22 protein-coding genes, 1 tRNA gene and 1 pseudogene are annotated in these 24,118 nt (G+C 42.9%); 16 read left to right on the forward strand and 8 right to left on the reverse strand.

The window, feature by feature from the left end:
- Nucleotides 1-16 precede the first annotated feature (16 nt).
- The gene (cobN, locus tag NIES593_RS03725) at nucleotides 17-3,808 is read right to left on the reverse strand and encodes a cobaltochelatase subunit CobN (RefSeq protein WP_073598298.1); all 3,792 of its coding nucleotides are present in this window, start codon (nucleotides 3,806-3,808) and stop codon (nucleotides 17-19) included.
- Between the two features lie 105 nt (nucleotides 3,809-3,913).
- On the opposite strand from cobN, the gene NIES593_RS03730 reads away from it, so the two are divergent.
- The 3 genes from NIES593_RS03730 (at nucleotide 3,914) to NIES593_RS03740 (ending at nucleotide 7,297) form a co-directional block, all read left to right on the forward strand.
- The gene (locus tag NIES593_RS03730; RefSeq protein WP_073598299.1) at nucleotides 3,914-6,220 is read left to right on the forward strand and encodes a hybrid sensor histidine kinase/response regulator; all 2,307 of its coding nucleotides are present in this window, start codon (nucleotides 3,914-3,916) and stop codon (nucleotides 6,218-6,220) included.
- A gap of 64 nt (nucleotides 6,221-6,284) precedes the next feature.
- Nucleotides 6,285-6,626 carry a LapA family protein gene (locus NIES593_RS03735; RefSeq protein ID WP_175561021.1) on the forward strand — a complete coding sequence of 114 codons (342 nt, stop codon included), beginning with the start codon at nucleotides 6,285-6,287 and terminating at the stop codon, nucleotides 6,624-6,626.
- On the forward strand, nucleotides 6,623-7,297 hold the full coding sequence (locus NIES593_RS03740) for an N-acetylmannosamine-6-phosphate 2-epimerase (protein WP_073598301.1): 675 nt from the start codon (nucleotides 6,623-6,625) through the stop codon (nucleotides 7,295-7,297). The genes NIES593_RS03735 and NIES593_RS03740 overlap by 4 nt, the downstream gene beginning before the upstream one ends.
- A gap of 32 nt (nucleotides 7,298-7,329) precedes the next feature.
- Here the strand turns inward: NIES593_RS03740 and NIES593_RS03745 are convergent, their stop codons facing one another.
- Entirely contained in the window at nucleotides 7,330-8,499 is a 1,170-nt protein-coding gene (locus tag NIES593_RS03745; RefSeq protein ID WP_073598302.1) for a n-acyl-d-glucosamine 2-epimerase, read from the reverse strand.
- Nucleotides 8,500-8,767: 268 nt separating this feature from the next.
- Here NIES593_RS03745 and NIES593_RS03750 point away from each other — a divergent pair, with 268 nt between their 5' ends.
- From NIES593_RS03750 to NIES593_RS03760, 3 genes are all read left to right on the forward strand, one after another.
- Complete coding sequence (locus NIES593_RS03750) at nucleotides 8,768-9,304, forward strand: DUF2808 domain-containing protein (RefSeq protein ID WP_073598303.1); 537 nt, start codon at nucleotides 8,768-8,770, stop codon at nucleotides 9,302-9,304.
- 460 nt (nucleotides 9,305-9,764) lie between these two features.
- Entirely contained in the window at nucleotides 9,765-9,998 is a 234-nt protein-coding gene (locus NIES593_RS03755) for a winged helix-turn-helix domain-containing protein (protein WP_073598304.1), read from the forward strand.
- A gap of 176 nt (nucleotides 9,999-10,174) precedes the next feature.
- On the forward strand, nucleotides 10,175-10,576 hold the full coding sequence (locus NIES593_RS03760) for a fasciclin domain-containing protein (RefSeq protein ID WP_073598305.1): 402 nt from the start codon (nucleotides 10,175-10,177) through the stop codon (nucleotides 10,574-10,576).
- 131 nt (nucleotides 10,577-10,707) lie between these two features.
- Here NIES593_RS03760 and NIES593_RS03765 read toward each other — a convergent pair.
- Nucleotides 10,708-10,781 (reverse strand) — tRNA-Val (locus NIES593_RS03765).
- Between the two features lie 164 nt (nucleotides 10,782-10,945).
- On the opposite strand from NIES593_RS03765, the gene NIES593_RS03770 reads away from it, so the two are divergent.
- From NIES593_RS03770 to NIES593_RS03795, 6 genes are all read left to right on the forward strand, one after another.
- Nucleotides 10,946-11,449 (forward strand): hypothetical protein, encoded by a 504-nt coding sequence (locus tag NIES593_RS03770; protein WP_015144910.1) that lies wholly within the window; start codon nucleotides 10,946-10,948, stop codon nucleotides 11,447-11,449.
- A gap of 236 nt (nucleotides 11,450-11,685) precedes the next feature.
- Entirely contained in the window at nucleotides 11,686-12,216 is a 531-nt protein-coding gene (locus NIES593_RS03775; protein WP_073598306.1) for a COP23 domain-containing protein, read from the forward strand.
- A gap of 91 nt (nucleotides 12,217-12,307) precedes the next feature.
- Nucleotides 12,308-13,324, forward strand: a complete 1,017-nt coding sequence (locus tag NIES593_RS03780; protein ID WP_073598307.1) for a hypothetical protein — start codon at nucleotides 12,308-12,310, stop codon at nucleotides 13,322-13,324.
- Nucleotides 13,325-13,362: 38 nt separating this feature from the next.
- Nucleotides 13,363-15,693 (forward strand): CHAT domain-containing protein, encoded by a 2,331-nt coding sequence (locus NIES593_RS03785; RefSeq protein ID WP_073598308.1) that lies wholly within the window; start codon nucleotides 13,363-13,365, stop codon nucleotides 15,691-15,693.
- Between the two features lie 159 nt (nucleotides 15,694-15,852).
- On the forward strand, nucleotides 15,853-16,380 hold the full coding sequence (locus NIES593_RS03790; RefSeq protein ID WP_073598309.1) for a Ycf51 family protein: 528 nt from the start codon (nucleotides 15,853-15,855) through the stop codon (nucleotides 16,378-16,380).
- A gap of 103 nt (nucleotides 16,381-16,483) precedes the next feature.
- Complete coding sequence (locus NIES593_RS03795) at nucleotides 16,484-17,581, forward strand: iron-containing alcohol dehydrogenase family protein (RefSeq protein WP_073598310.1); 1,098 nt, start codon at nucleotides 16,484-16,486, stop codon at nucleotides 17,579-17,581.
- Nucleotides 17,582-17,713: 132 nt separating this feature from the next.
- Here NIES593_RS03795 and NIES593_RS25735 read toward each other — a convergent pair.
- Nucleotides 17,714-17,785, reverse strand: a pseudogene (locus NIES593_RS25735) (VOC family protein); the annotation flags it as partial.
- A 340-nt stretch (nucleotides 17,786-18,125) separates the two neighbouring features.
- Between NIES593_RS25735 and NIES593_RS03800 the strand changes: the two are divergent.
- The 3 genes from NIES593_RS03800 to NIES593_RS03810 all read left to right on the forward strand — a co-directional run bounded on the left by NIES593_RS03800 (nucleotide 18,126) and on the right by NIES593_RS03810 (nucleotide 20,675).
- Nucleotides 18,126-18,389, forward strand: coding sequence for a hypothetical protein (locus NIES593_RS03800; protein ID WP_073598311.1), 264 nt, complete (start codon nucleotides 18,126-18,128; stop codon nucleotides 18,387-18,389).
- 384 nt (nucleotides 18,390-18,773) lie between these two features.
- Nucleotides 18,774-19,940, forward strand: coding sequence for an ABC transporter permease DevC (gene devC, locus NIES593_RS03805; RefSeq protein WP_073598312.1), 1,167 nt, complete (start codon nucleotides 18,774-18,776; stop codon nucleotides 19,938-19,940).
- Between the two features lie 48 nt (nucleotides 19,941-19,988).
- On the forward strand, nucleotides 19,989-20,675 hold the full coding sequence (locus NIES593_RS03810; protein ID WP_073598313.1) for a DevA family ABC transporter ATP-binding protein: 687 nt from the start codon (nucleotides 19,989-19,991) through the stop codon (nucleotides 20,673-20,675).
- A 474-nt stretch (nucleotides 20,676-21,149) separates the two neighbouring features.
- Here the strand turns inward: NIES593_RS03810 and NIES593_RS03815 are convergent, their stop codons facing one another.
- The 3 genes from NIES593_RS03815 to NIES593_RS03825 form a co-directional block, all read right to left on the reverse strand.
- Nucleotides 21,150-21,704 (reverse strand): phycobiliprotein lyase, encoded by a 555-nt coding sequence (locus NIES593_RS03815; protein WP_073598314.1) that lies wholly within the window; start codon nucleotides 21,702-21,704, stop codon nucleotides 21,150-21,152.
- A gap of 76 nt (nucleotides 21,705-21,780) precedes the next feature.
- Nucleotides 21,781-22,353: a globin family protein gene (locus NIES593_RS03820; protein WP_073598315.1), complete on the reverse strand. Its 573-nt coding sequence runs from the start codon at nucleotides 22,351-22,353 to the stop codon at nucleotides 21,781-21,783.
- Between the two features lie 43 nt (nucleotides 22,354-22,396).
- On the reverse strand, nucleotides 22,397-22,615 hold the full coding sequence (locus tag NIES593_RS03825; RefSeq protein ID WP_073598316.1) for an acetyltransferase: 219 nt from the start codon (nucleotides 22,613-22,615) through the stop codon (nucleotides 22,397-22,399).
- 121 nt (nucleotides 22,616-22,736) lie between these two features.
- Between NIES593_RS03825 and NIES593_RS03830 the strand changes: the two genes are divergently transcribed.
- Nucleotides 22,737-23,393, forward strand: a complete 657-nt coding sequence (locus tag NIES593_RS03830; RefSeq protein WP_073598317.1) for a HEAT repeat domain-containing protein — start codon at nucleotides 22,737-22,739, stop codon at nucleotides 23,391-23,393.
- A gap of 3 nt (nucleotides 23,394-23,396) precedes the next feature.
- Here the strand turns inward: NIES593_RS03830 and NIES593_RS03835 are convergent, their stop codons facing one another.
- Nucleotides 23,397-24,101, reverse strand: coding sequence for an HAD family hydrolase (locus NIES593_RS03835; RefSeq protein ID WP_073598354.1), 705 nt, complete (start codon nucleotides 24,099-24,101; stop codon nucleotides 23,397-23,399).
- Nucleotides 24,102-24,118: the final 17 nt, after the last annotated feature.

Below are 24,118 nucleotides of genomic sequence, written 5' to 3' on the forward strand. Positions count from 1 at the left end.
ATCTGCTAGCTACTTCCTATCGCGATCGCAAACTCTCCGTATTTCCACTCATCCTCTCGACAATTCCTTCTGCTTGATGAACGAGTTCCCTTAACTTCTCCAACGTTTCCTGACCGACAGATTGCCATAAACCTCTTTGATTCGCTTCTAACAATCTCTCTGCCATATCTCTTAACGCCCAAGGATTCTTTTCTTGGATAAACTGTTGTACTTTTTCATCAAATAAATACGCTTCGGCTACTCCTTGGTACATAAAATCTTCTACGCATCTCGCCGTTGCATCGTAGGCAAATAAATAATCGACTGTCGCCGCCATTTCAAAAGCACCTTTATAGCCGTGTCGCATGACACTTTCTATCCATTTCGGATTGACGACGCGCGATCGATAGACTCGTGCAATTTCTTCTCTTAATAACCGAACTTTGGGATTGGCTGGAATCGAATTATCGCCGAAATAAGTTTGAGGATTCTTACCCGTTAATGCACGAACGGCAGCCGTCAATCCTCCCTGAAATTGATAGTAATCATCCGAGTCTAATAAGTCGTGTTCTCGGTTATCTTGATTGTGCAATACGACTTGTAATTGTTTTAATCGTCGTTCAAATACTTCTGGTGCTGCATGACCGATTCCCTGCTTGTCATAAGCATAGGAACTCCAGTTAATATAAGCGCGGGCTAAATCTTCATCGTCTTGCCAATTTTGTGCTTCAATTAATCCCTGCAATCCCGCACCATATGCGCCTGGTTTTGAACCGAATATTCTGTAACAAGATTTCTGTTTAGCTCGTTCTTTTTCTAATCCTTGTTGTTGCCAGAATAATGTATCTGCTTCAACTTGCGCCGCCAAGGGATTAATTTCTTTTTCTTCTTTTAGGCTTGACACTGCATTTATCGCATCGTATAATAATTCAAGTATGTTGGGGAAGCTGTCCCTAAAAAAGCCCGATATCCTAACCGTCACATCGACGCGAGGTCGTCCTAAAGCAGACGGGGAAAGAATTTCAAAATCTACGACTCTTCGAGACGAACTATCCCAAACGGGTTGTACTCCCAGCAAAGCGAGGACTTGCGCGACATCATCTCCTCCCGTTCGCATGGTGGAGGTTCCCCAGATAGAGATAGCAAGGGTTTTGGGATATTCGCCGTTTTCTTGGGTATAGCGTTCGACCAGTGCTTCTGCTGCTTTTCGTCCTACATCCCAGGCGGTTTCGGTTGGAATGGCACGAATGTCTACTGAATAAAAATTGCGCCCTGTAGGAAGAACTTCGGGTCTTCCTCTAGTAGGTGCGCCAGAGGCACCGCTGGGGACGTATTTGCCATCTAATCCATTCAAAAGGTTAGTAATTTCTTGAGGGGTTTTTTGGAGGGCGGAGAGGAGAATGTTTTGAATCCATTCGAGTTCTTTTTGGGTTGCTTGTCCGAGGGGAGTTTGGGTTGGGTTTTCTATTAGTTCGGCGGCGTATTCTTCTATTGCTTCTATTGCGTCGCCTTGAGTACGGGCGTTTTTCAATCTCTCGCAGAGGCGATCCCCCCTGCCCCCCTTATTAAGGGGGGAGGGCGCAGGAGAGAATTTATCGCTGGGGTTGGCGGTGAGGGGGTTAAAGTCGAGGTGTAAATCTTGGGCGATCGCGCGGGTTAAACCAAGGCGATCGCGACTAGGAGAACGGGCAATAGAAACAATTAAATCTCGCAGTTGTTTTCCTTGAGGACATTGACCAAATATATGCAATCCGTCTCGTATTTGGGCTTCTTTTAGTTCGCATAAATATCCATCGGCAAGGGTGAGGTATTGGGCGATGAATCTGGGATCTATTTTATCGATTCCTAAGTCTTTATTTAGGTTGGTTTTGGTGATGAGTTTGCTGATGCGATCGCTAATAATTTTAAGTCGAGAGGGATCGAGGTTTTGCGCTTCGTAATATTCATCGATTAATGCTTCTAGTTTTTCTAAGTCGCCATAGAGTTCGGCACGAGTCAAAGGGGGAGTTAAGTGATCTAAAATAACGGCATGGGAACGGCGTTTTGCTTGCGAACCTTCTCCTGGATCGTTGACAATAAAAGGATAAAAGTTTGGTAGGGTTTTTAGAGTAACTTCTGGGTAACAAGTCTCGGATAAAGCAATACTTTTACCGGGCAGCCATTCTAAGTTACCATGTTTGCCAAGGTGAACGATCGCGCTTGCTCCAAATTTCTGTCGCAACCAATAATAATAGGCAAGATAATCATGGGTTGGTTCTAAATCGGGAGCGTGATAGTTTAAACTCGGATCGCGATCGTATCCTCGCGATGGTTGTATGCCAATAAATATATTTCCTAGTTGGATTCCGGGAATGGGAAATGAAGAAATCTTTTCTCCTCTGTCCTTTCTAAAGTCTCCCCAGCGATCGCAAATTTCTTTTTGGACTTTTTCTGGCAAAGTAGAAAAATACTTTTGATAGTCTTCTAAAGATAATTTTTGATGAATGAGACGTATTTCTTTTCCTTCTGGATCGTTGGTTATGCCAACCGTCAATCGTCTTATTAATTCATCGCCATTTTCAGGAATGTCTCGAACAAAATAGCCAGCGTTTTGTAATGCTTTGAGAATTTCAATACAACTTGCCGGCGTATCTAAGCCAACTCCATTGGCAATTCTGCCATCGCGATTGGGATAGTTTGCTAAGATTAAAGCAATTTTTCTTTTCGAGATGGGAGTTCGCCTTAGACGTATCCAATTGGCCGCGAGATCGGCAATAAAATTAATGCGATCGCATTTGGGTTGATAAACGACAACATCAGTTTCTAAGGATTTATTCCAAGTCTTGACTGATTTAAAAGAAACGGCACGAGTAATAATTCTTCCATCTACTTCTGGAAGGGCAACATTCATGGCTACGTCTCGCGGCGTTAATCCTTGAAAACTAGACTTCCATTTTTCTTCAGTCGTGCTACTTAAGATAACTTGTAAGACGGGAACGTTAATTTTTTGCCATAATTGTGATTGTTCTTCTTTCCCAATTCTGGCTAAAGAAAAACTGGTCGTATTCAATAATAATTCAATCGAGTCTATAGGTGAAGGTTGAAAGTAAGTTAATAGTTCTTCTTGTACGTCTGGATCTCGCAAAGAAGAAATAAATACTGGTATAGGGGATAAGTTTTTCTTCTTTAAAGCTTGACAAATTGCATCAATTGGTAATGTATTTCCGGCTAGATAATGAGCGCGATAAAACAATAAACCAACTTTTGGGCGAGCGATCGCTCGTTCTTTTTCTACTAATTGCCAATCATACAATCCAACGCGAGGAATGACTTTAGGAGGGGAAGGATTGTAATTATATCTCAGACAAACATCGGCAACGAATTTTAAAGCATTAATCCAGTTTTCTCTGCCTCCTTCTGTAAAATAGCGCCACAAGCGATTGACTGTTGCTAAAGAAACCGTGGAATGGCTCATTAAGTCGGGATCGGGTCGATCGTCGCCAGGTAATATAAATAAAAAAGCCTCCGTTTCTTGAGCGATTTCTTTAAGAACTTCCAATCCATAAGACCAATAGGATCGTCCGCCAAGTAAGCGAAGAATAATAACTTTTGCCTGCGACAAAATTGTATCTGCATAGGTATCAATACTGAGTTGTTGTTGTAGTTGTAGAAGATTAACAACTCGAATCGCAGGAAATTGAGAAGGTAGACAAGAAACGCAAGCAGCGAGGGTTTGAATATCAGTATCTGCTGCCGTAAGTAAGACAATGGGAGCAGGAGTTTGTTCGATAAAAATTACCCCTTCCGAATCGGAATTCCATCCTCCTGGGGTAGCAGTAATTCGATGCATTTAAATTTCTTATCTTTAAAAATGATTAGGTTTCAAGATAGAGTGAATAATGACGCGCCATTCTAAATATAGCCAACCCTAGTGCCTACCGACCCAACCGCAGGAATGGATAATTCCCAGACTTCCATCTTACGCCGAACTGTGTCCAGCGATACTTATAAGCGACTCTGTTCCTTATGGCAGCAGATGGCAGAGAGGAAGGGACAAGATAGCATTTTATTGACAGAAGAAACCCTTTTTTCCGTAAATCCAAGCCTTGCAGAGAAAAAATATCGAGAACGCTTTTGTTTGCTATTTTCTCCAGAATTTAGAGCACTTTTGATAGGAACGCTCAGAACAGAGGATTTGCTTTATCAAATTAGCATTATCTGGGATACTCGGACGATCGCAGATTTTGTCGATCGACTTAGCGAAGAAAGCGGACAACGAACAGAAATACAATGCCTGCGCGATCGCCTGCAACAAATTTTAATCGCTCAACCGTCTAATAATCCGGATCTCCAATGTCACTTTACTCTCAAATTATTAGACATTCTGACTCCGGAGACTTTAGGAGGATTGGAGCAGATGTATCCTCGCGTGTCTATTTGCAAACCCGTAGAAGATGCACTGCGCCAACAGGTTACACAAGAGCGTCTTCTCAATCAAGTTATTACTCAGATTCGTCAAAGCTTAGAGTTACCCGTCATTTTAGAAACTGCCGTCAAAGAAGTTAGGAGTTTTCTTCAGGTCGATCGCCTGGTTATTTATCAATTTATCAATGAGAGTTCTGCTGAGAACGAACGGAATCATTCTTCTCAAAGTTTGGGACGGGTGACTTATGAATCCAGAGCATCCGATCGCATTCCTTCTATCTTAAACCTGACTGCAGAAGATGATTGTTTCACCTACATTCCTCGTTACACAGAAAAATACCGTCGCGGTTTGGTTGTTGCGATCGAAGATGTAGAAAAAGCTTATTCTTCATCTTTTTGCTTAGTAGAGTTACTCAGACAACGCGATGTAAAAGCTAAATTAATTGCTCCTATTGTCGTAGAAGAAAAACTGTGGGGATTACTGATTGCTCATCAATGTTTTGAGACTCGTCAATGGTTTGAAAGCGAAAAAAACTTTTTGGGACAAATTGGAGAACACTTAGCAGTTGCGATTTATCAAGCTCAATTATACGCTGAAGTTCAACAGCAAAAAAATACTTTTGAACAACGGGTAATCGAACGCACCCAAGAACTTCGCGATACTCTGCTAGCCGCTCAATCTGCCCATCAATCCAAAAACGAATTTTTGGGCAATATGAGTCACGAATTACGGACACCTTTAACCAGCGTTATTGGTTTGTCGGGAACTTTATTACACTGGTCGGATCGAGGTTCTGCTCTCTCGCTAGCAAAGCAGCGACAATATATACAAATGATTCAAGACAGCGGCAAACAATTGCTGGAATTAATTAACGAAATTTTAGATTTTGCTCAATTAGAGGCAGGAAAAGTATTATTAAATACTAAAGAATTTTCACTGCAAAATTTGTCTCGTCAAGTGCTTAAAAATCTTCAAACTGAAGCAACTAATCAACAAATTCATTTAGAATTAGATTGTCGAGTCGAACCAAGACACGATCGCTTTTATGCCGATCCCGATCGCCTTCAACAAATTCTCTTTCACTTGCTTAAAAATGCTATCAAATTTACTCCGGCTGATGGAACTGTTATTCTAAGAGTTTGGAAAGAGAATAACTACGCTGTTTTTCAAGTCGAAGATACGGGAATTGGCATTTCTGAAGACCAATTACCGCTATTATTTGAGAAATTTCAACAGTTGGAAAAATCCCGCCAACGCACCCACGGCGGCACAGGATTGGGATTGGCATTAACCAAACAATTAGTCGAATTGCATCGAGGAACGATTGAAGTCGAATCAACAGTAGGAAAAGGATCGTTGTTTACCGTTCGCTTGCCCAACCAATCTCATCGTCAGCTCAAAACTACGCCAGCTTCAAAAGTAGAGGAACGGGTAACTTTTGAAAGTAAAAGTATCGTTCTCATCGAAAGAGATGAAGAAGTTGCTACTTTAATGTGCGAACTTCTGACAGCAGCTACTTATCAAGTTGTCTGGTTGATTGACAGTACGACAGCGATCGGGCAAATCGAACTTTTGTGCCCTTCTCTCGCTATTGTCGATCGCAATATCCCCGATGTTTATCATATTAGTAAAACTCTCAAAAAATTACAGACAACAAAATCAATTAAAATTCTTTTATTGAGCGATAAAATTACCTCAACAGACTGGCAATCTCTCTCAAGAAAAGGTATTGATGATTATTTGCTCAAACCCATTCAACCTCACCTTTTATTACAAAGGGTTAGTGCTTTAGTCTCAAGCGATCAAAACTCAGAGAATGATAAAATGAAGTTGTGATTGGGGATTGTTAGTAGTCAGTGATAGGTGGTTTATGGTTGGTCGTTTCTCTCTTCTTGGTTTTATGCAATATTTACTAATATTAGCTTTATTGCTTGCTACTTTCTTCGTATTATTCGCCCTACAAAATGCTGAGGCAGTCACGATAGATTTACTTTTTTTTAAAGTTCAAAGTTCTTTGGCGATCGTGTTGTTATCCGCTCTAGGTTCGGGAGTACTGATTGGCTTATTAGGTTCGAGTTACAATAGCTTTAAAAAAAGCCTACAAATTGCTCAACAGAATAAACAAATTCAAGAACTTCAGAAAACTTTAAACGAAAAAGAAATGGCTTTAAAAGCCCAAATAACAGAAGCGAAGAAGATAGAAGAAACTGTAGCCAGCGAATCTGCTAAAACGTCTCAATGAATATTGAAACGCTGAAAAATAGCTTAATAGTATCCTGTCAAGCTCCTATAGATTCTCCCCTACACGACCCGAAAATTATCGCAGCAATGGCAAAAGCTTCCGTTATGCAAGGAGCAGCAGGAGTAAGAATCGACACGCCCGCTCATATCGAGCAAGTGCGACAACAAATGCCCGACATTTCTATCATTGGCTTGTGGAAAAAACAGTTTCCAACGTCGGAAGTTTATATTACGCCTCGTTTTGAAGAAGCGATCGCGCTCGCCCGGGCAGGGGCAGATATCATTGCCATTGATGCTACCCGTAGAGAACGCCCAGAGAGAGAAACAGTTTCAGAAATTATCGAGAAAATTCACACAAGACTAGACAAACTGGTTATGGCGGATATCGATACGATTGAAAGCGCGATCGCATCCGCTCAAGCAGGAGCCGATCTTGTCGCCACAACGCTTTATGGATACACGCCCCAAACTCAACACCTCTCCCCTCCCGGTTACTCGCTCCTAACGGAGATGGTAGAAAAGTTACAGATTCCAGTCATTTGCGAGGGAGGAATTAGTTCTCCCGAAGACGCAAAGAAGGCCTTAGATTTGGGTGCTTTCGCTGTCGTTGTCGGTACGGCTATTACCGGAATCGATCTGAAAGTAAAAGCTTTTAAGGCTGTTTTTAGTTAATTCTTCTTCATTTTGAACTTTGAACTATTTTGTCAGCTCAATGCCTGGAACTGCTGCCAACACAGGTACAACGCACGGGGGACGTGGAAGCAGCCCTTCCATTTACCGCCTTTGAGATTCAAAAGCACTTCACCGCGACGGTTGAGGTAGCCAAACCACTCGCCGTATTCTGGATCGGCAAAATGCGACCAAGCGTAATCGTGCATCTTTCGATACCAGTCCCAACACGCCTCGCGCCCCGTCAGGCGATAGCCCATTGCCAGTGCTACCAAGGATTCTAAATGAACCCACCACAGTTTTCGATCCCACTCTAGTTGCTGTGGCGGATGACCGTCTGCATCCAGAAAATAATATAATCCGCCATACTCAACATCCCAAGCAAAATTGAGGGTATTAAGCATCGCGTCTACCGCCTGGTTTATCGTTGTGGCGTCGTGACGACGACTGGCAATATCCATAACGAACCACATCGCTTCAATCCCATGACCGGGATTAATCAGCCGCCCGTCAAAACAATCGACGTGGGAACCATCGGGGGCAACATTTTCATAAATTAGTCCTCGATCGCGATCCAAAAAATCTGCCATCACTTCCCGAACCGTCATATCTAGGACATTTTCAATGGTTTCCTCGCTCAAAAGCCATGCCATTTCCAGCGTCAAATTGGCTAAAATCATCGGCACTGCCAGCGCTTTCATCGGACGAGTGCCGGGATAGATCTTGTTGTATTTTCCCTTCGGATTATCCTTGCGGCGTAACACATTATTGTAAGCTTGCAAGGCTATCTCTGTTGCCCAGCTTTCGCCAGAAGCCATTGCATATTGGCTGAATGCCATGGCAGCAAAGCAATCAGAAAAGATACTGTAGGGCTGCACTAGCGGATTTCCGGCGCGATCGAGGGCAAAATACCAGTTGCCGTCTGCATCTGTGCCATGTTGAGCCAGAAAATTGGCTCCAATGGCAGCAATTTTGAGCCAGTCTTCGCGCTTTTCTAACTGGTTGTAAAGCATCGAGAAGATCCAGATCTGACGGTTTTGCAACCAGACAAATTTGTCGGTATCATAAACGTTTCCCTCTCGATCTAAACAGGTGAAATAGCCGCCTCGTTCCCAGTCGAGCGAGTGTTTTTCCCAAAATGGAATCACATCCTTGAGGAGTGCGTTTTTGTACAGTTGCGCCAGTGCTTTAAAGTCGTACTCCACGATCCGATTTTTTCCAAAACTAATCGCGTTAATTATCGCCTTTGTGAGAGATCTTCAACAAGGGATTTTGTGGGGTGGGCGACGCGGGCGATCGCTTTTCCCTGCAATCGGAATCTGACTAAAATGCTTTAGCGATCGTTCCCGCTCTAGGACAGTTTTTGGGCTGGCTAGCCATTTATGACATTTAGGCTCTTTATTTGCTACTGTTAATCCTATAGACAAAGTTTCATAAAAAAGAGTTTTACAGCCATATCACCTATTAAAGTCTATGTTTGCTATCAAATTATCTGCTAAACGTCCGATCCTTGCCCTATTTGTCTCAGGTTGTTTGTTGGCTGGCATGCAAACGATTGGCTGGGCGCAGGGCAATCCTGGATTAACAATTTTCAGCGGTGTCGAGCGCGAAAACATTCTAAATTACTATCTAGATTTTGGTGGAATCCCTCGCCAGTGGGATCGCTATAAGCTTTACGTTCCTGCTAAAAAATTGACTCAGGGAGCCAGCAAATTCTTCATCTCCTATCCAGAACACTTCAACGGCAAGTTTGATACAGATAAAGTTGAAGTCCGAGTCAATAAGGAGTCTGTTCCATTGCGAGAAGTCTATTGGGATAAAGAGAGTCGCGTTCTCGAAATCGATCTAGAACGGCCAATCGAAGCAGGCACCAAAGCGACTATTGTCTTGTCTAACGTTAAAAATCCTGACTTCGGAACATACTACTTTGTGTGTGACGCTCAAGCCGCCGGACAGGTTCCCGTTCGTCTCTATTTAGGCACTTGGATTGTTAGTATAGAAGGACGGTAAACATTGGTACTTCCTCCGAATAAATTCGGGGGATTCTAACAGGTTGTCCCAGAAGTATAGAAGGTGCAAGGTAATTCGCCGCGAGGCGGCGGAGCCTGAAAAGCCCTTCGTCATGTTGAGCGTAGCGATCGCGAAGCGAAACATCTTATCCCAATTCACAATTCGCAATTATCAGTTCGCAATTATTCAATCGCTCTGGGTGTAAAGCTTTTGCCTTGAACATCTGTAGCGTTCTTTTTTAGAGATGGTCTGATAGCACTTTTGAGTTAGATGAGAGACGGGCATTGGTCGATTGGGGAACACTTAGAATGACAAAATAAAATGGACTTTTGGGATGTCTTCTAATAGTTGTCTAAGACGAGAGAAGAAAAGAAACTGCAACTAATAATCATTAACTAAAAGGGAACAAATCTTCTGCATCGATAAGTCATATGAGGCGAACGCACTCAAAAAATAGACCTTGCCGATACAAATTATCAGTGCCACGCCAGGACCTACTACGACTGAAAGAATTCTTGAGCTGATCCTAGCCCATCCTCAAGGAATTACTATCAAAGAATTGAGCAATCGTTTAAATCGCCCTGTTTCGATGGTTAACCTATGTTTAAAACCCCTTCTCTCATCCAAACAAGTTTATGTTCGACTCAGCGAAAGCGGGATGCAACAGATTTATTATCCAAGCGCGATCGCATAGATAGTTTCATTATTTCATCTAGCTGAAGCGATTGGTGCGATCGCAACTTCCCCAGTTTCTACCCTAACAATTAAACTAATTTTATTTTTCTGATTAACTTTATTCATTTCAAAAAACGAGCGAATATCTGTCTATAATATTTTGCTAGAGAAATTCTTACAAAAAATACCCCCAATATGCCTGACATTGTTGATATTGCAGTAAGCGCCGATAACTTTCAAACTCTGGTTAGTGCCGTTAAAGCTGCTAATTTAGTAGATACTCTAAAAAGTCCCGGACCCTTTACCGTTTTTGCTCCTACTGACGACGCTTTTGCTAAACTTCCCCCAGGAACGATACAAACCCTAGTACAAAATATTCCTCAACTAACTCGAATCCTCTGCTATCATGTCGTTCCTGGTAAATTAATGAAAGCAGACTTAGAAAAAGTTGATTCGATAACTTCTGTAGAAGGTTCGCCCATTCGGATTGATTGTTCCGATGGCTTTGAGGTAAAAAATGCCACTGTTATTGCTGCGGATATCGAAGCGGATAATGGGGTAATTCATGTTATCGATCGTGTTATTTTGATGGGATAGTGTATGGTTGGTTATTTTCTATCTAACCAGATTGGCTTTATTAAGTAAGATAGCAGCGATCGCTTTCGTCTCCAAGACATTGACAAATAATCTAGTGACAGAATTTTTCTATTGCAGTTTAGTATGAAATATGGACGTAACTGGACTCGAACCAGTGACCTCTACGATGTCAACGTAGCGCTCTAACCAACTGAGCTATACGTCCGCACAATTTGTTATTATAACACAATAACTACTTATAGGGACAAATTTTTTAGTTAATTTCAAAACAGAGCGCTTCACTTTAAAAACTGTCTCTAAAGATCGCGCGATCGAGCAGGGTTTGCTACAATAGCATGCGGTCATTCAGCCTATGTTTAGTTAAAATCTTTGAGCCAACCAGTAGATATTCTTCCCCCTGATACATTAGCGCAAGAACTAGCAGCCATTCAGCAAACTGGCTCCAAGCGCATTGCTATTTTAGGCTCGCGCCATGTTCCCCTAACTCACCAGCAGTTGATCGAAATGATGAGCTACGCTCTCGTGTTGGGCGGCAATCGCCTAATGACCTCTGGTGCCACGGGAACGAATGCAGCCGCTATTAAAGGTGCCATGCGAGCCGATCCCAATCTTTTAACCGTAATTCTGCCTCAAAGTCTCGAACGCCAGCCACGAGAATCGCAGGAACAACTCAGGCAAGTTATTCACCTAGTACAATGCCCAGAAAACGATCGCTTGTCTCTGGCTGAAGCCAGTGCTATATGTAATCGAGACATTATCTCTCGCTGTCAACAGCTTATTTGCTTTGCCTTTCACGATAGCGAGACGTTGCTGAAAACTTGCCAAGAAGCAGAAGAACAACGCAAGCTAGTTACCTTATTCTATTTTGACTAGGATAACGCTCGCCCTCGAATCGCGAGATTGGGGGAATTAACCAAAACTAACCCAATCGCCCTGTAATATATTTTGCTATCTTTGCTAGCGTACTTTGATGCCTCGCCTTTTATTATAGTAGGCAATTAAAGCTCTCAAGTTCTTTTTTAAGCTCTCTCAAAAGAGTACTTTTCAGAACTTTTGAGAGCGAAGAGCCAATAGAATACCTAATCTAAAGAAAAGAGGAGTAAACTCATATGAAATGGAAGTTAATTGCATCTATTTTTCTAGGGACAGTTTTATTAACGACGCTCAGTTTGAGACCAGCCAAAACTCTCTCTCAGGAAACCCCTCAGCCTAACTCGCAACCTGAAATGACTTTTGTCTGTGCTTCAGATGTAGCTCCGCCAACTACCTATGCTTACATTCCAGGAAAGGTTGAGCTTCAACCCTTAATGAGTTGGTATTCTGAATATTTACTTCCAGGCGATTCGGCAGCAGCACTTTGTCAACAAGCCGCTCAAAAACTACAAAGTAAATACAACGAGCAACAAGAGTACCTCTTGGCAAGCAATTGGACAGATGAAATGTGGAAAGTCTGCATGGTCTCAAAAGAAGGGGAAGACTGCAATGCAAGCAGTAGCGTCTATTTATTTAGCTTAAACAGTAGCTATCAATCCCCTAGATGTTTAATGGAGGGAATTCAACCTTTACAATGTCCTCGCTCCAGAGGAAAGGTTATCAGCCTTCCAGGAGGAAGTTATACGCCTAGATGGTGGATTTTCTAAAGCTACATTGGTCTCGTCAAAAGTTGCTATCTGTGAAAAGATGGAATGATTGAGCTAAAAATTTGGAATTTATCTCCTTAAACTTTGAAAAATGCTTGCTAAGTCCATCTACTGGCTATCTTTTGTTTCTTTACTAACTGCTACTTTATTACAAGGTACTACGCAGATTGCCCGAAGCATGGAAGAGCAAGATTCCATTTCAATGCGATCGATTCAAAATATAAATCCTCCAGCACGGACTGGAAGTTTTCTTGAAGACTCAAACTTTTTTTCGCTGCCAATTTCTCAGTCTAACACGCCATTCTCACAAAATACAACGATAGAACCCCCTAACTTGCGCCGCGCGCCCGTTGGCGGAGAAGAGGAATTTAAACCCCAAAAAGTGCCTTTAAATATTCCTGGACTTGAACAGATAGAGCAACAGGAAGCTAGATCGGCTCCCTATAAAGCCGCTCCTAGCATTTCCATCATAACCCCTTCTGGTTATGGAGCTGATTGGGGAACGGCGGGGATCGGAATCGGTTTTCAACAGAGAACTCGTTTTACAGAAACCAGCGATGCGGTAGTTGGATTAGGTTTTGGTTTAGGCGACGCTCAAAACCTTGTGGGCATTCAAGTCGGTCTTGCCTTAGTAGATGTCAGCGATCCTTTCAGAGATGGAAGTATAAGTTTTAAAGTCCATCGACGTTTACCATACGATTTCAGTCTCGCCATAGGCGTACAAGGTGGAGTAACTTTTGGAGTAACCGACGGAGGTTCATCTGTTTATGGCGTTGTCAGTAGAAGATTCGCCCTCAAGCGAGATGTCAGAGAACCGTTTAGCGAAATTTACACTTCTTTAGGAATTGGGGGAGGACAATTTCGCTCGGAGTCTGATATTAATGAAGGAGTTGAATCTGTGGGATTATTTGGCAGCGTAGCCGTAAGAGTTCTCGAACCAATGAGTTTAATTACTGAATGGACTGGTCAAGATTTAACGATAGGAATTTCATGGGTTCCTTTTCGAGATCTCCCTCTAGTAGTTGTTCCAGCAGTTACCGATGTGACTGGGACAGCTGGAGATGGCGTTCGATTTCTTATTGGCGTTGGTTACGGCTTTTCATTTTAATTGATTTAACAATTAATTAAGATTTTGATGATAAGAATATGAAAATCTTTCAATCTTGGTTCAAAATCAGTTTATTTGTCAGTCTATTTCTGATGCTTACCACTCCCGGTAATACTCAGACTGGCAATATGTCAGATGTTACCGGACCCAATCCTATTCCTGGGGATACTACCCCAGGGGGCGGTAACAATAACTCTGGCGGCAATACCAACTCCGGTGGGAATACCAACTCAGGCAGCGATAATCAAGCAGGGGAGAATACTAACTCCTCCGGTGGGAATACCAACTCAGGCAGCGATAATCAAGCAGGGGAGAATACTAACTCCTCCGGTGGGAATACCAACTCAGGCAGCGATAATCAAGCAGGGGGGAATACTAACTCCTCTGGTGGGAATACCAACTCCGGTGGTGGAACCGGCAACATCAGTTCGGGTACTGGCAATACCAATTCTAGCAGCAATAACCAAGCAGGGGGCAATACTAACTCCGGTGGAACTACTAACTCCGGCAGCAATAACCAAGCAGGGGGCAACCGCACGGGGACTAATACTTCTGACAACCGAAACGCAGAAGGCGGCAATCGGACGGGAGCTAATTCTCGCAACGCTGGGTCGGAAGATAAGACGCAACGGGCAACTGAATCGGAAAATCAGAGCGGGAATACCAATTCCGGCAACAATAACCAAACAGGGGGCAACCGCACGGGGACTAATACTTCTAACAACCGAAACGCAGAAGGCGGCAATCGGACGGGAGCTAATTCTCGCAACGCTGGGTCGGAAGATAAGACGCAACGGGCAACTGAATCGGAAGACCAGAATCGACAGGCAACGGAACGAGAAAGAACTGACCGACAGGAAGCTTCGCGAGAGCAAGAGGAAGCCAAACGAGAACAAGCTGAAAGAGAACGAACCCAACAAGAACGAGAAGAACGAGAACGAGCCGAACGGGAAGAACAAAAGGAAGAGAAAACCGATAAAGAGACTCAGCCACGACAACCTGCTGTCGCTGTAGATAGAAGTGCGTATGACAGTCAGCTTCAACAAGCAGATCCCGTGCAAGCAGTGCAGCTTCAGGAAGAGTTTCAAGCAGTAGAAATTCAGAATTACTTAGGCATAGAACTGTATGGGGACAATCCTCCTCCTGAAAAGATTTCTGCTAGTTTATCCAATCTCAGTCAAGTCACTGGGAAAAAATCCGCAGTGATTTATGTATCTGCTGTTGATGAAGAAATCATTACTTTTTCAGTTTTGCCAAGTCCTTCCCAGGTTTCCGATCGCTCTGGTGCTAGCAGTCAAATTCATGGTTCTAAAGAGCAAAACCAAAAAGATAAGCTCGCCCAGCAAAATGAGTTTACCATGCTGCATAAAACATCGATCCCGCGAGCTAAATTATTAGAAACTGTCAAAAAGTTTCAGGAAAATATCAGCGATGAATTCAAGGTAGGAGAACAAGAATATTTACAATATTCTCAGCAGTTATACCAGTGGATTATCGCACCTATAGAAGACCAGTTAAAAGCCAATGGGATTGATATTTTGGTGTTCGCATTGGATGATGGTCTGAGAGGATTACCGATCGCAGCTCTTAACGACGGTCAACAGTATTTAGTTGAGAAGTACGCTTTAGCTATAGTTCCCAGTTTTGGTCTTACCGACATTGGGTATGTCGATGTAAGAAGAAGCCCTATTCTAGCTATGGGGGCTTCAGAATTTACCGATAAAGTTCCTCTACCAGCAGTGCCAGTCGAACTACAAACCGTTATCGAAAATCCTCGTCGCGGAGAGAAGTTCCTCAATCAAGATTTTACGATCGCCAACTTCAAAAACGAGAACCTCAAAGAACGGTTTTCTATCATCCATCTGGGAACTCACGCAGAATTTCAACCAGGCGATCGAGATCGATCTTACATTCAATTCTTTGATAGCCGACTCAGCATGAGTCAACTCGTACAACTCAGCGACGAACTGGGCTGGAGTTCGTCTAAAAATTATCCGGTAGAATTACTGGTGTTGAGCGCTTGTCAAACAGCTTTAGGCGATCGCCAGGCAGAATTGGGATTCGCTGGGTTAGCCGTTGCAGCTGGAGTCAAGTCGGTACTCGCCAGTCTTTGGAATGTCAGCGACTTGGGAACTCTGGGCTTGATGGGTCAGTTTTATCAAGAGTATGACGAATTTGCTAATAAGGCAGAGGCTTTGCGACAAGCTCAATTAGCAATGCTCAAAGGGCAAGTACGAGTAGACAATGGAAAGATGATGCTGGCCAACGGAGAAAGTATCCAGCTTCCGCCGGAGTTTCCCAAGGGAACTTTAGAGCTATCTCATCCTTACTATTGGGCTTCTTTTACCATGATTGGCAATTGGAACTAGCAAAAGAAAAGTTTTTTCCTAATTTCTTTTTAATTGGCGATCTCAGGAAAATAGCTTGAGCCTACTAAAAAAAAATTGAGAGGCTCAAGCTTTCTAATATCAAAATATTTAAGATTGTATAGGGTACGATTGGCTACGAATTATTTGAGATTATTGGCAATGGATACGTCATCGCTTGATTTTTCTACTTATACTCAATGGTCGGGAATCTTGACTTTAGTATGTCTCGTCCTCACAATTTTGGGGTTTATCTTCGGGTGGGGCATTCGCTTTCGCTTGGTCGGGGTAACGAGTTTTATGGCAGTTCTGACAGCAGGAATATTTGCTCTGGGACTGGGATTATTTACTCGCACGGTTGTCCCCGGTGCTGTTCGTTTTGCTCTGGTTTATGATAACGGGGCAACCCAGGCAGTAATCGCCGTGCCGCCGAAAATAACCGAATCGGAATTGGAGGCAACGCTGCGGCAAGCTGCTGACGATTTATTTTCCTATGGCAGAAACAGCATTGGCGGCGAAAATCAATTAACCATTCGGGCGCGCGTCTTGCTGCATCCAGAATCGGGAGTATCAGTACCCGTGTATGTGGGACAAGTCAAGCGATCGCTTGCTAAACGAGACGATGACCAAATGCAAATCGAAATCTTCCCCGAAAGTCTCGCTAAATTGGAAATGAACGCCAAGGGATAACGATAAAAGAACAGCAGAGGCTAACATAGAGAAAAATACATCCATATTAATGAGATAGAACGTTACAAAATTGTCTAGTCACGCTGCCACTTCGCTCATTTCCATGCTTGTCGCCCCCACTCAAGTCCTGCGGGGCGAAAATTCTCTTCAATCTGCCGCAGAAGCGATCGCCCGTTTGGGAAAGCGTCCCTTAGTTGTCGGCGGCAACCAGACTTTAGGGATCGTCAAACCTTATCTCCAACCCCTCTTCAAACAATCTAAACTGAACGCTTCTCAGGCAACCTACAGTCCCGACTGTTCGGAAACTTCGTTAGCCTCTCTCAGAGAAGCCGTCAAAGAGCATCAAGCCGATCTGATTATCGGCGTTGGTGGCGGAAAAGCCCTAGATACCGCAAAATTGCTGGCGCATCAGTGTCAATTGCCCGTAGTCACCATTCCTACCTCTGGGGCGACTTGTGCCGCTTGGTCGGCTCTGTCTAACGTTTATTCTAATGAAGGGGCATTTCAATACGATGTTCCTTTAAGTCGCTGTCCCGATCTCCTCATCCTCGATTATGAGTTGATTAAAACTGCGCCGCAACGGACGCTTGTAGCAGGAATTGGAGACGCGATCGCCAAGTGGTACGAAGCCTCGGTTAGCAGTGGTACTTCAACGGCGACTCTTACTATTGCTGCGGTACAACAGGCAAGAGTTTTACGCGATGTCCTCTTGCAAAAATCCTCTGCTGCCCTAGAATCTCCAGGCGGCGAAGAGTGGCGAGAAGTGGTCGATGCAACCGTTTTACTCGCAGGAGTCATCGGCGGATTGGGCGGGGCAAATTGCCGCACGGTGGCTGCCCATGCCGTTCACAATGGCTTGACCCATATTCGAGCCGATCACCATGCTTTACACGGAGAAAAAGTCGCCTACGGTATTTTAGTGCAATTGCGGCTTGAAGAAATGATTCAGGGAAATCAACTTGCCGTCTCCGCCCGACAGCAGTTATTGAAATTCTATAACGAGATCGGTTTGCCCAAGACGTTAGAAGATCTAGGGCTGAAAAATATTACTTTAGCCGAACTGCGTCATGCGGCAGAAATCGCTTGCCGTCCCGGTTCTGACATTCATCGCCTGCCTTTCCCCGTTTTGCCCGAACAGTTAATGGCGGCAATGGTGTCTACAGCCTATGAGTGTGCTGAAGTTTCCAGCCTGCGCGTGTAGTTTATCGCGATCGCGCGGGTAAGCGCATTAAATAGATCTGTTGTTTTCAATCAGAACATTTAATTGCAATGAAGGGAAAAGGGAAAACTGGATTTTTCCCCTTTCCCCTTTTCCCCTGCCCCGAATAAAAACTACATAAAATTTTTTCGATCGCTCATAGTTGGAGCCAATAATCGCCACGTGATGGATTCCAGTGGTTTGCATCAAAGATTTCTTGCCTTAGCAACGGTATTCTACTAAACGAGCCTATCAATATTTTTCAAGAGTGCGATCGCTTTACTTGATTTTATAACAAATGTTCGATATATTAAAACTCAGCGATTCGAAGGACTCTTACAGAAGACGATCTCGTTCCCAAGAGAATAGTTGAAATTTACTCTGACGGAAACGCGATCGCGCTTTACCCAAATTCCATAGATATTTCATTGGGCAGAATTTTTTCATGACTCAGTCTTTCTCAATCCAAAATCTAAAATGGTATGATGCGAGCGGGAACTTTAGCACAAGAGATGTAGTTAATAGCGGCTGGAACTAGAAGGAAGAAATGAAAAGCAACCTATTGTCTAAAACTTCGCGCATTTGGCTGCGATTGACGAAATGGAAGCTTCGCTGGGCGATCGCTCCCAATTCTTATATCAGTACGCTGATGATATTACACGAGATTGCTTTAGAAGACTTGGAGTTTTATGCCATTTACGACCCTAATATTTTCAGCGTAGCCGTTACGATTTTGATGTTTAAGCCGATTGAATATCTCCTTGAGGTTGCTGTTTGCTTATTTACCTCCCGCTGGCAGTGCGATCGATAAGTTTGTACCACTCTCAAGTCAGCGATTGAAATCGCTACCTTATATTTCAAGTCGTCTAAAGACGACTGCATAAGGGAATTTATTTCCCGGCGGTTGATGCAACTGATGCAAGAGGTAATACCATTTTTCATTCATTAATGACAGAGATGGTCGATTGCCCCCACCCCCAACCCCTCTCTCAAACTGGGAGAGGGAAAAAGATGTCGATCGCGAAAACCTGAAAATTGGTATAAGTTTCAACTAAGATCTTGCACCTTCATTTTCATGTGTCCTGTACAGTCCAGGATTAAAAAAATTTTTATCATAATGAATAACTTGTGTTTATGATAGTACTTCATTACGATCTTATTTATAACGAACATTCGATATTAAGTTGATTCATTAATGATTCTCAAACGCTTGCGCAAAACCCCCCTAGCTTGGCTCCAGCTAAAGAAAGAAAAAACGCGCTTTTTCGTCGCTTTAGCAGGAATTGCCTTTGCAGACATTCTCATGTTTATTCAATTAGCATTTCAAGATGCGCTCTATGATGCAGCCGTCAAACCCCATCGCAATTTAGAGGCAGATTTAGTCTTAATCGATCCGCAACTGCAAACCCTGTTCTCGGTCAAAAGCTTTCCGAGAGAGCGTCTTTATCAAACATTGGCGTATGAAGGAGTCGAATCCGTCAGTCCCGTATACTTTGCCTCCGGGCAGTGGCGCAATCCTGAAACTCGTCTAGAGCGGACTATTCTCGTGTGGGGAATCGATCCAGCCAAACCGACATTTAAGTTTCTAGAAAGCCACCAAAACCGAGAGCAACTAAAGCAGCTCAATCGGGTGCTATTCGATCGATCGGGTCGTCCAGAATACGGCGCGATCGCGGATATTTTTAACAGGACGGGTACCCTTGAGACAGAAATAAACAACAAAGCGATCGCGGTGACAGGTTTGTTTGCCAATGGGGCATCCTTTGCTGCTGATGGCAACGTCATTGCTAGCGAATCTACCTTTCTGCACCTATTCCCCAATCGCCAACCCAATCAGATAGATATTGGTTTGATTGCGCTCAAACCGGGTGCAGATGTCGAGACAGTGCGATCGCAACTCGACGCGGGTTTGCCCGACGACGTTCTAGTCCTGACTACAGAAGAATTTGCCCAAATCGAGCAACAATACTGGGCAGGCAGTACGGGCATCGGCTTTATCTTTGGACTGGGGGTAATTATGGGTTTCATCGTCGGGATCGTCATCGTCTATCAGATCCTCTACTCCGACGTATCCGATCATCTACCGGAATACGCGACGCTCAAAGCAATGGGATATAGCGATCGCTATTTACTGACAGTTCTCATGCAAGAGGCTTTAATTCTGGCGGTACTGGGTTACATTCCGGGATTTATTCTATCGCTCGGACTGTATCAGCTAACCTATGCCGCCACCATGCTTCCCATCGCTATGAAAACCAGTCGGGCTATTACTGTGTTTATTCTGACAGTTTTGATGTGTTTTATATCGGGCGCGATCGCGATGCGGAAATTACAATCTGCCGATCCCGCAGATATTTTTTAGTTACTCAATATTTTAGCTGAATTATCAATCCAAAATCCCAAATCAATCATGACCCAAACTATACTCAGTCCCATTATTTCTGCCCGCAACCTCAATCATTACTTCGGTCAAGGTGCGCTTCGCAAACAAGCTTTATACGATATTAATTTAGATCTCGACTTCGGCGAAATCGTCATTATGACGGGACCTTCTGGATCTGGTAAAACAACTCTATTAACCTTATTAGGAGGCTTGCGTTCTGCCCATGAAGGTAGCCTAAAAATATTAGGACAGGAAATATGCGGTGCAAGCAAGCAACAGTTAACGCAAGTTCGCAAACGAATTGGCTATATTTTTCAGGCAAATAATCTAATGACTTTCTTGAGTGCAAAGCAAAATGTGAAGATGTCTTTGGAATTACACGAGAATTTTCTCGATGAAAAGATTGATGCCAAAGCGATCGCGATGTTAGAATCCGTCGGGTTAGGAAATCGCGTCGATTATTATCCAGAGAATTTATCTGGCGGACAGAAACAACGAGTTGCGATCGCGCGTGCTTTAGTCAGTCATCCTAAAATTGTCTTAGCAGATGAACCCACCGCCGCACTCGATAAAAAATCCGGTCGAGATGTGGTGGAATTGATGCAGAAATTAGCGAAAGAGCAAGGCTGTACTATTTTACTGGTGACTCACGACAATCGCATTCTCGATGTCGCCGATCGCATTATTTACATGGAAGATGGTCGTTTAGTTTGATGATGGTAATACAAAGTAATGCGATCGCACATATTTCATTCCAGATATTTTAAGAATTTACCAAATATAAAGATTTGAATAGTTTGATAAACCAGAAATCTGAGTACAAATTCAATGGCTAGCGTAGTTTTGTCTGCGGTAGTCGATCGAGTTTAGGCGACCGCATGCGAGCAATTTATTAACATAAATCAAACTGCGATCGCCTGATAAAAGTCTTTTAAAATCCAAAATTGATTTGGATCGTTTCGCGTTGACGCGGCTAAAACGCATAAAATAGCTTGTAACTAAGTTTTTGCACTCTTCGCAACCGGTGCCAGTGCCTGGAAATCAATTTCCAAGCTTATATATCAAGTCCATTAAAATGGACTGAAACACTTCTCTAGTCGTATAAAGATGACTTTAAATATGAGACAGCGATAGAACATCGAGGGTCGGACTGTTGAGACTGGCGCAAGATCTCACAAGAGCTCAATTTTAGCTAACTTTTTGTTCTACGCCAAATCCAACTAAAGCGACTTGTTCGAGTGGCTGTCCTTCTGGCGGACGTTGATAGTTGATTATTTTTCTAATGCGTAAACTGGGATTAACTAATGTAATCGAATCGACGGAGACAACGCGAGTGTAATGAGTCGTCATTAATAATTCTCTGGTTTGAGAATCGAAGCGAAAATGAGAAATAATTGGTTTTGCTTCTTCATAGGCGCGATCGCGCAGATAATCCCCTTCTAAAAAAGCATCAACTTCTTGTTTGGGAACGAATAAAAGATTGAGTTGTTGGGAGACTTCTTCGCCCTTTTCAGAAATTGTATAAAATCCTAAGCTAAATCCTGGAAGATTTTCTAAATTTGATAGTAGAGCATATTGATTATCTGACATAACTTTAGCTTTTAGATCGGAAGTTAGAGGAGTGATAGTAAATTCTGTTCGCGATCGCTCGACTTCATTGTGGGTTAAATAGTGATACGTTCGTTCCGTCGCCCAACTGCCCACGCAACAATCAAAAAATTCTACAAATTTAGAAGTATCCATGATTCAGTTTTTAAAAAAGCTAAAGACTTACAATAGTTAGTGTAAAAAAAATGCCCATACAGTCATTTATTCAAATTTACTGAAACTGTTTCATTTTCTCAATTAAATGGTCAAAGTAAGGAGCGATATTTTCTGATTCTTCCCCTTGAAATTGTTTTAAACTAAAACACTTTAAATTTTCCAATCCTAAAACCATTGCCTCTAAAGGAACGCGTAATTCTTGGTAAAGTAATTGCATATTTTCTAATCCTTCTTGACTAGTATAGGCGGTACTTTGACCAGCAATGCCATAAGAAATGCAGCGCAAAAAATGCCAGAAATCTCTCCAACAGGCTTCTGCCCTTTCAGGAGGATATAAGTCGCCTCCTGGTTGAGTAATATTCGGAAATCGTTCTAAAACTTTCTTTCTAGCTTCGCTAACGATTTCAGTCGCTTTTTCTCTCAATAATTTTGCTCTTTCGAGTGACACTAAAGTGTCTGAAGAAAGGGTTTTGATTCGTTCTATGTCTTCATCAGTAAGATAGCGACCTTCATCATCTGCTTTCTGAAAAATGGCAATAACTTCACTAGGATAATGGTTTTTCCAAGTCGCAAAGCTAACAATTCTTGCCTTGGGAATTAATTGTTTAGCTCTCTCGCTGAGTTGCATAATTCTAAGATAACTTAACTAAATGTTTTTGTTCCCGAACGTTTTACTGAATTTGTTGGGCACGAAGTTTTTCTATGGCGGCATCAATCCGAGCAATTTCAGGATGTCGGGAAAGGTGTTCCATAGCAGCCTTTTTAGAAAATTTGGCTTTTTGGGCCATTTGGAGCATTTCGTTGACCAGCCTTTCTCGGTATTGCTCTAATTCTAGGATGACTTCCTCAATTTCTGCTGCTGATACTGGTGTGGTTAAATTCTCAGACATAAGCTCTACTTTCTGTTAGCGACATATTGCTCTAGCCTTTATCTTCCCAAAACCTGTCTCCTATCGCTACTTTTGTAAAGTAAAGTAAAGTAGAATTAAGAAAACTGTCTCGATAACGCTTATGGAAATTAACCAGATTGAAGCCTGTCTGAAAAGTTCCGACTCTCAGGATAGACTCAAAGCGATCGTTGAGTTAAGACGTTATGATTCAAAGATAGCCGTTCCCCTGCTGCTCACTAGAATACGCGACCAAGAATTTATCGTTCGTTCCTTTGTGGCGATGGGATTGGGCAGAAAGCAATCGGCAGAAGCATTTGCTGCCTTGCTAGAGTTAATGCAATTCGATCGCGATCCTAACGTTCGTTCGGAAGCTGCGAATTCTCTCTCGTTTTATGGCGAGATAGCCATGCCTCATTTAGTGACAACCTTTTATCGAGACGATCATTGGTTAGTTCGTCGCAGCATTCTTGCAGCAATGGTTGAATTAAATTCTCCAGAAGAATTGTTTGAAGTCTGTGCGTGCGGATTAGAAGGGGAAGATCTGACAGTCCAAGAAGCTTCTGTTAATGCGTTGGGTTTGCTTGCTGGTACGATTAGAGAAGATGCCGCATTGGAAAAACTTTTAGCTTTAGTTAAAGCAGATTGGTGGCGCATGCGAGCAGGTGTTGCCAAAGCTTTAGCAAAATTTGACGATCCGAGGGCAAAAGAAGCTCTCCTACAGCTAAAAGAAGATGCGGATCATCGCGTTGTAGGGGCAGTCTTGGAAAGTTTATTGTAGCCATTAGCGACTTTGAGAAAAAACTCGCTCGATCCTTTCTAATTCTAAGTCCCACAAGTAATCGATCGCCCAGTTAGCTAAACGTTGCATGATATGAAAGGGATAGGTATTGGCTATCCCGACTACTTGCATTCCTGCCTTTTTTGCTGCTTGAATTCCGGCAGGAGTATCTTCGATCGCTAGGCAATTTGAGGGTTGTAGTTGTAGCGTCATGTCTAAACGATTGAAGCGTTCGACTGCTAGGAGATAGCCATCGGGTTGGGGTTTGCTGGCTTTTAGATCGTCGCCTGCTACAATAACACTGAAATAGGAAGCGATGCCAGCGCATTTCAGAATCAGTGTAACTTCCGAACCCAACGCACCCGTCACCACTCCCATTTTTAATCCTTTTGCCTGAATCTTAGCCAGAAAATCTATTAGCCCCGAATAAATTGGAAGCGTTTCTAATTGTTCTATGCGTTGCTGATAAGATATAGATTTAATTTCAATTAATCGATCGAGATAATCGTCTAATACCATTCGTCCTCGACGAGAAAGAATGTTAGACAGACAAGCGCGATCGCTTCTTCCCAAACAAAACTCTTGAAACTCCCCAGCAGAAGGACGCAGATTTTCTCTCAATAAAATTTCATCAACTAACTCTTTATGAATTGGTTCGTCGTTGATAATAACGCCATTTAAGTTAAATAAAATTGCTTTTAAAGTCATCCGCTTTTGGATTTTTA

Source organism: Hydrococcus rivularis NIES-593 (assembly GCF_001904635.1).
Classification (GTDB): Bacteria; Cyanobacteriota; Cyanobacteriia; order Cyanobacteriales; family Microcystaceae; genus Hydrococcus; species Hydrococcus rivularis.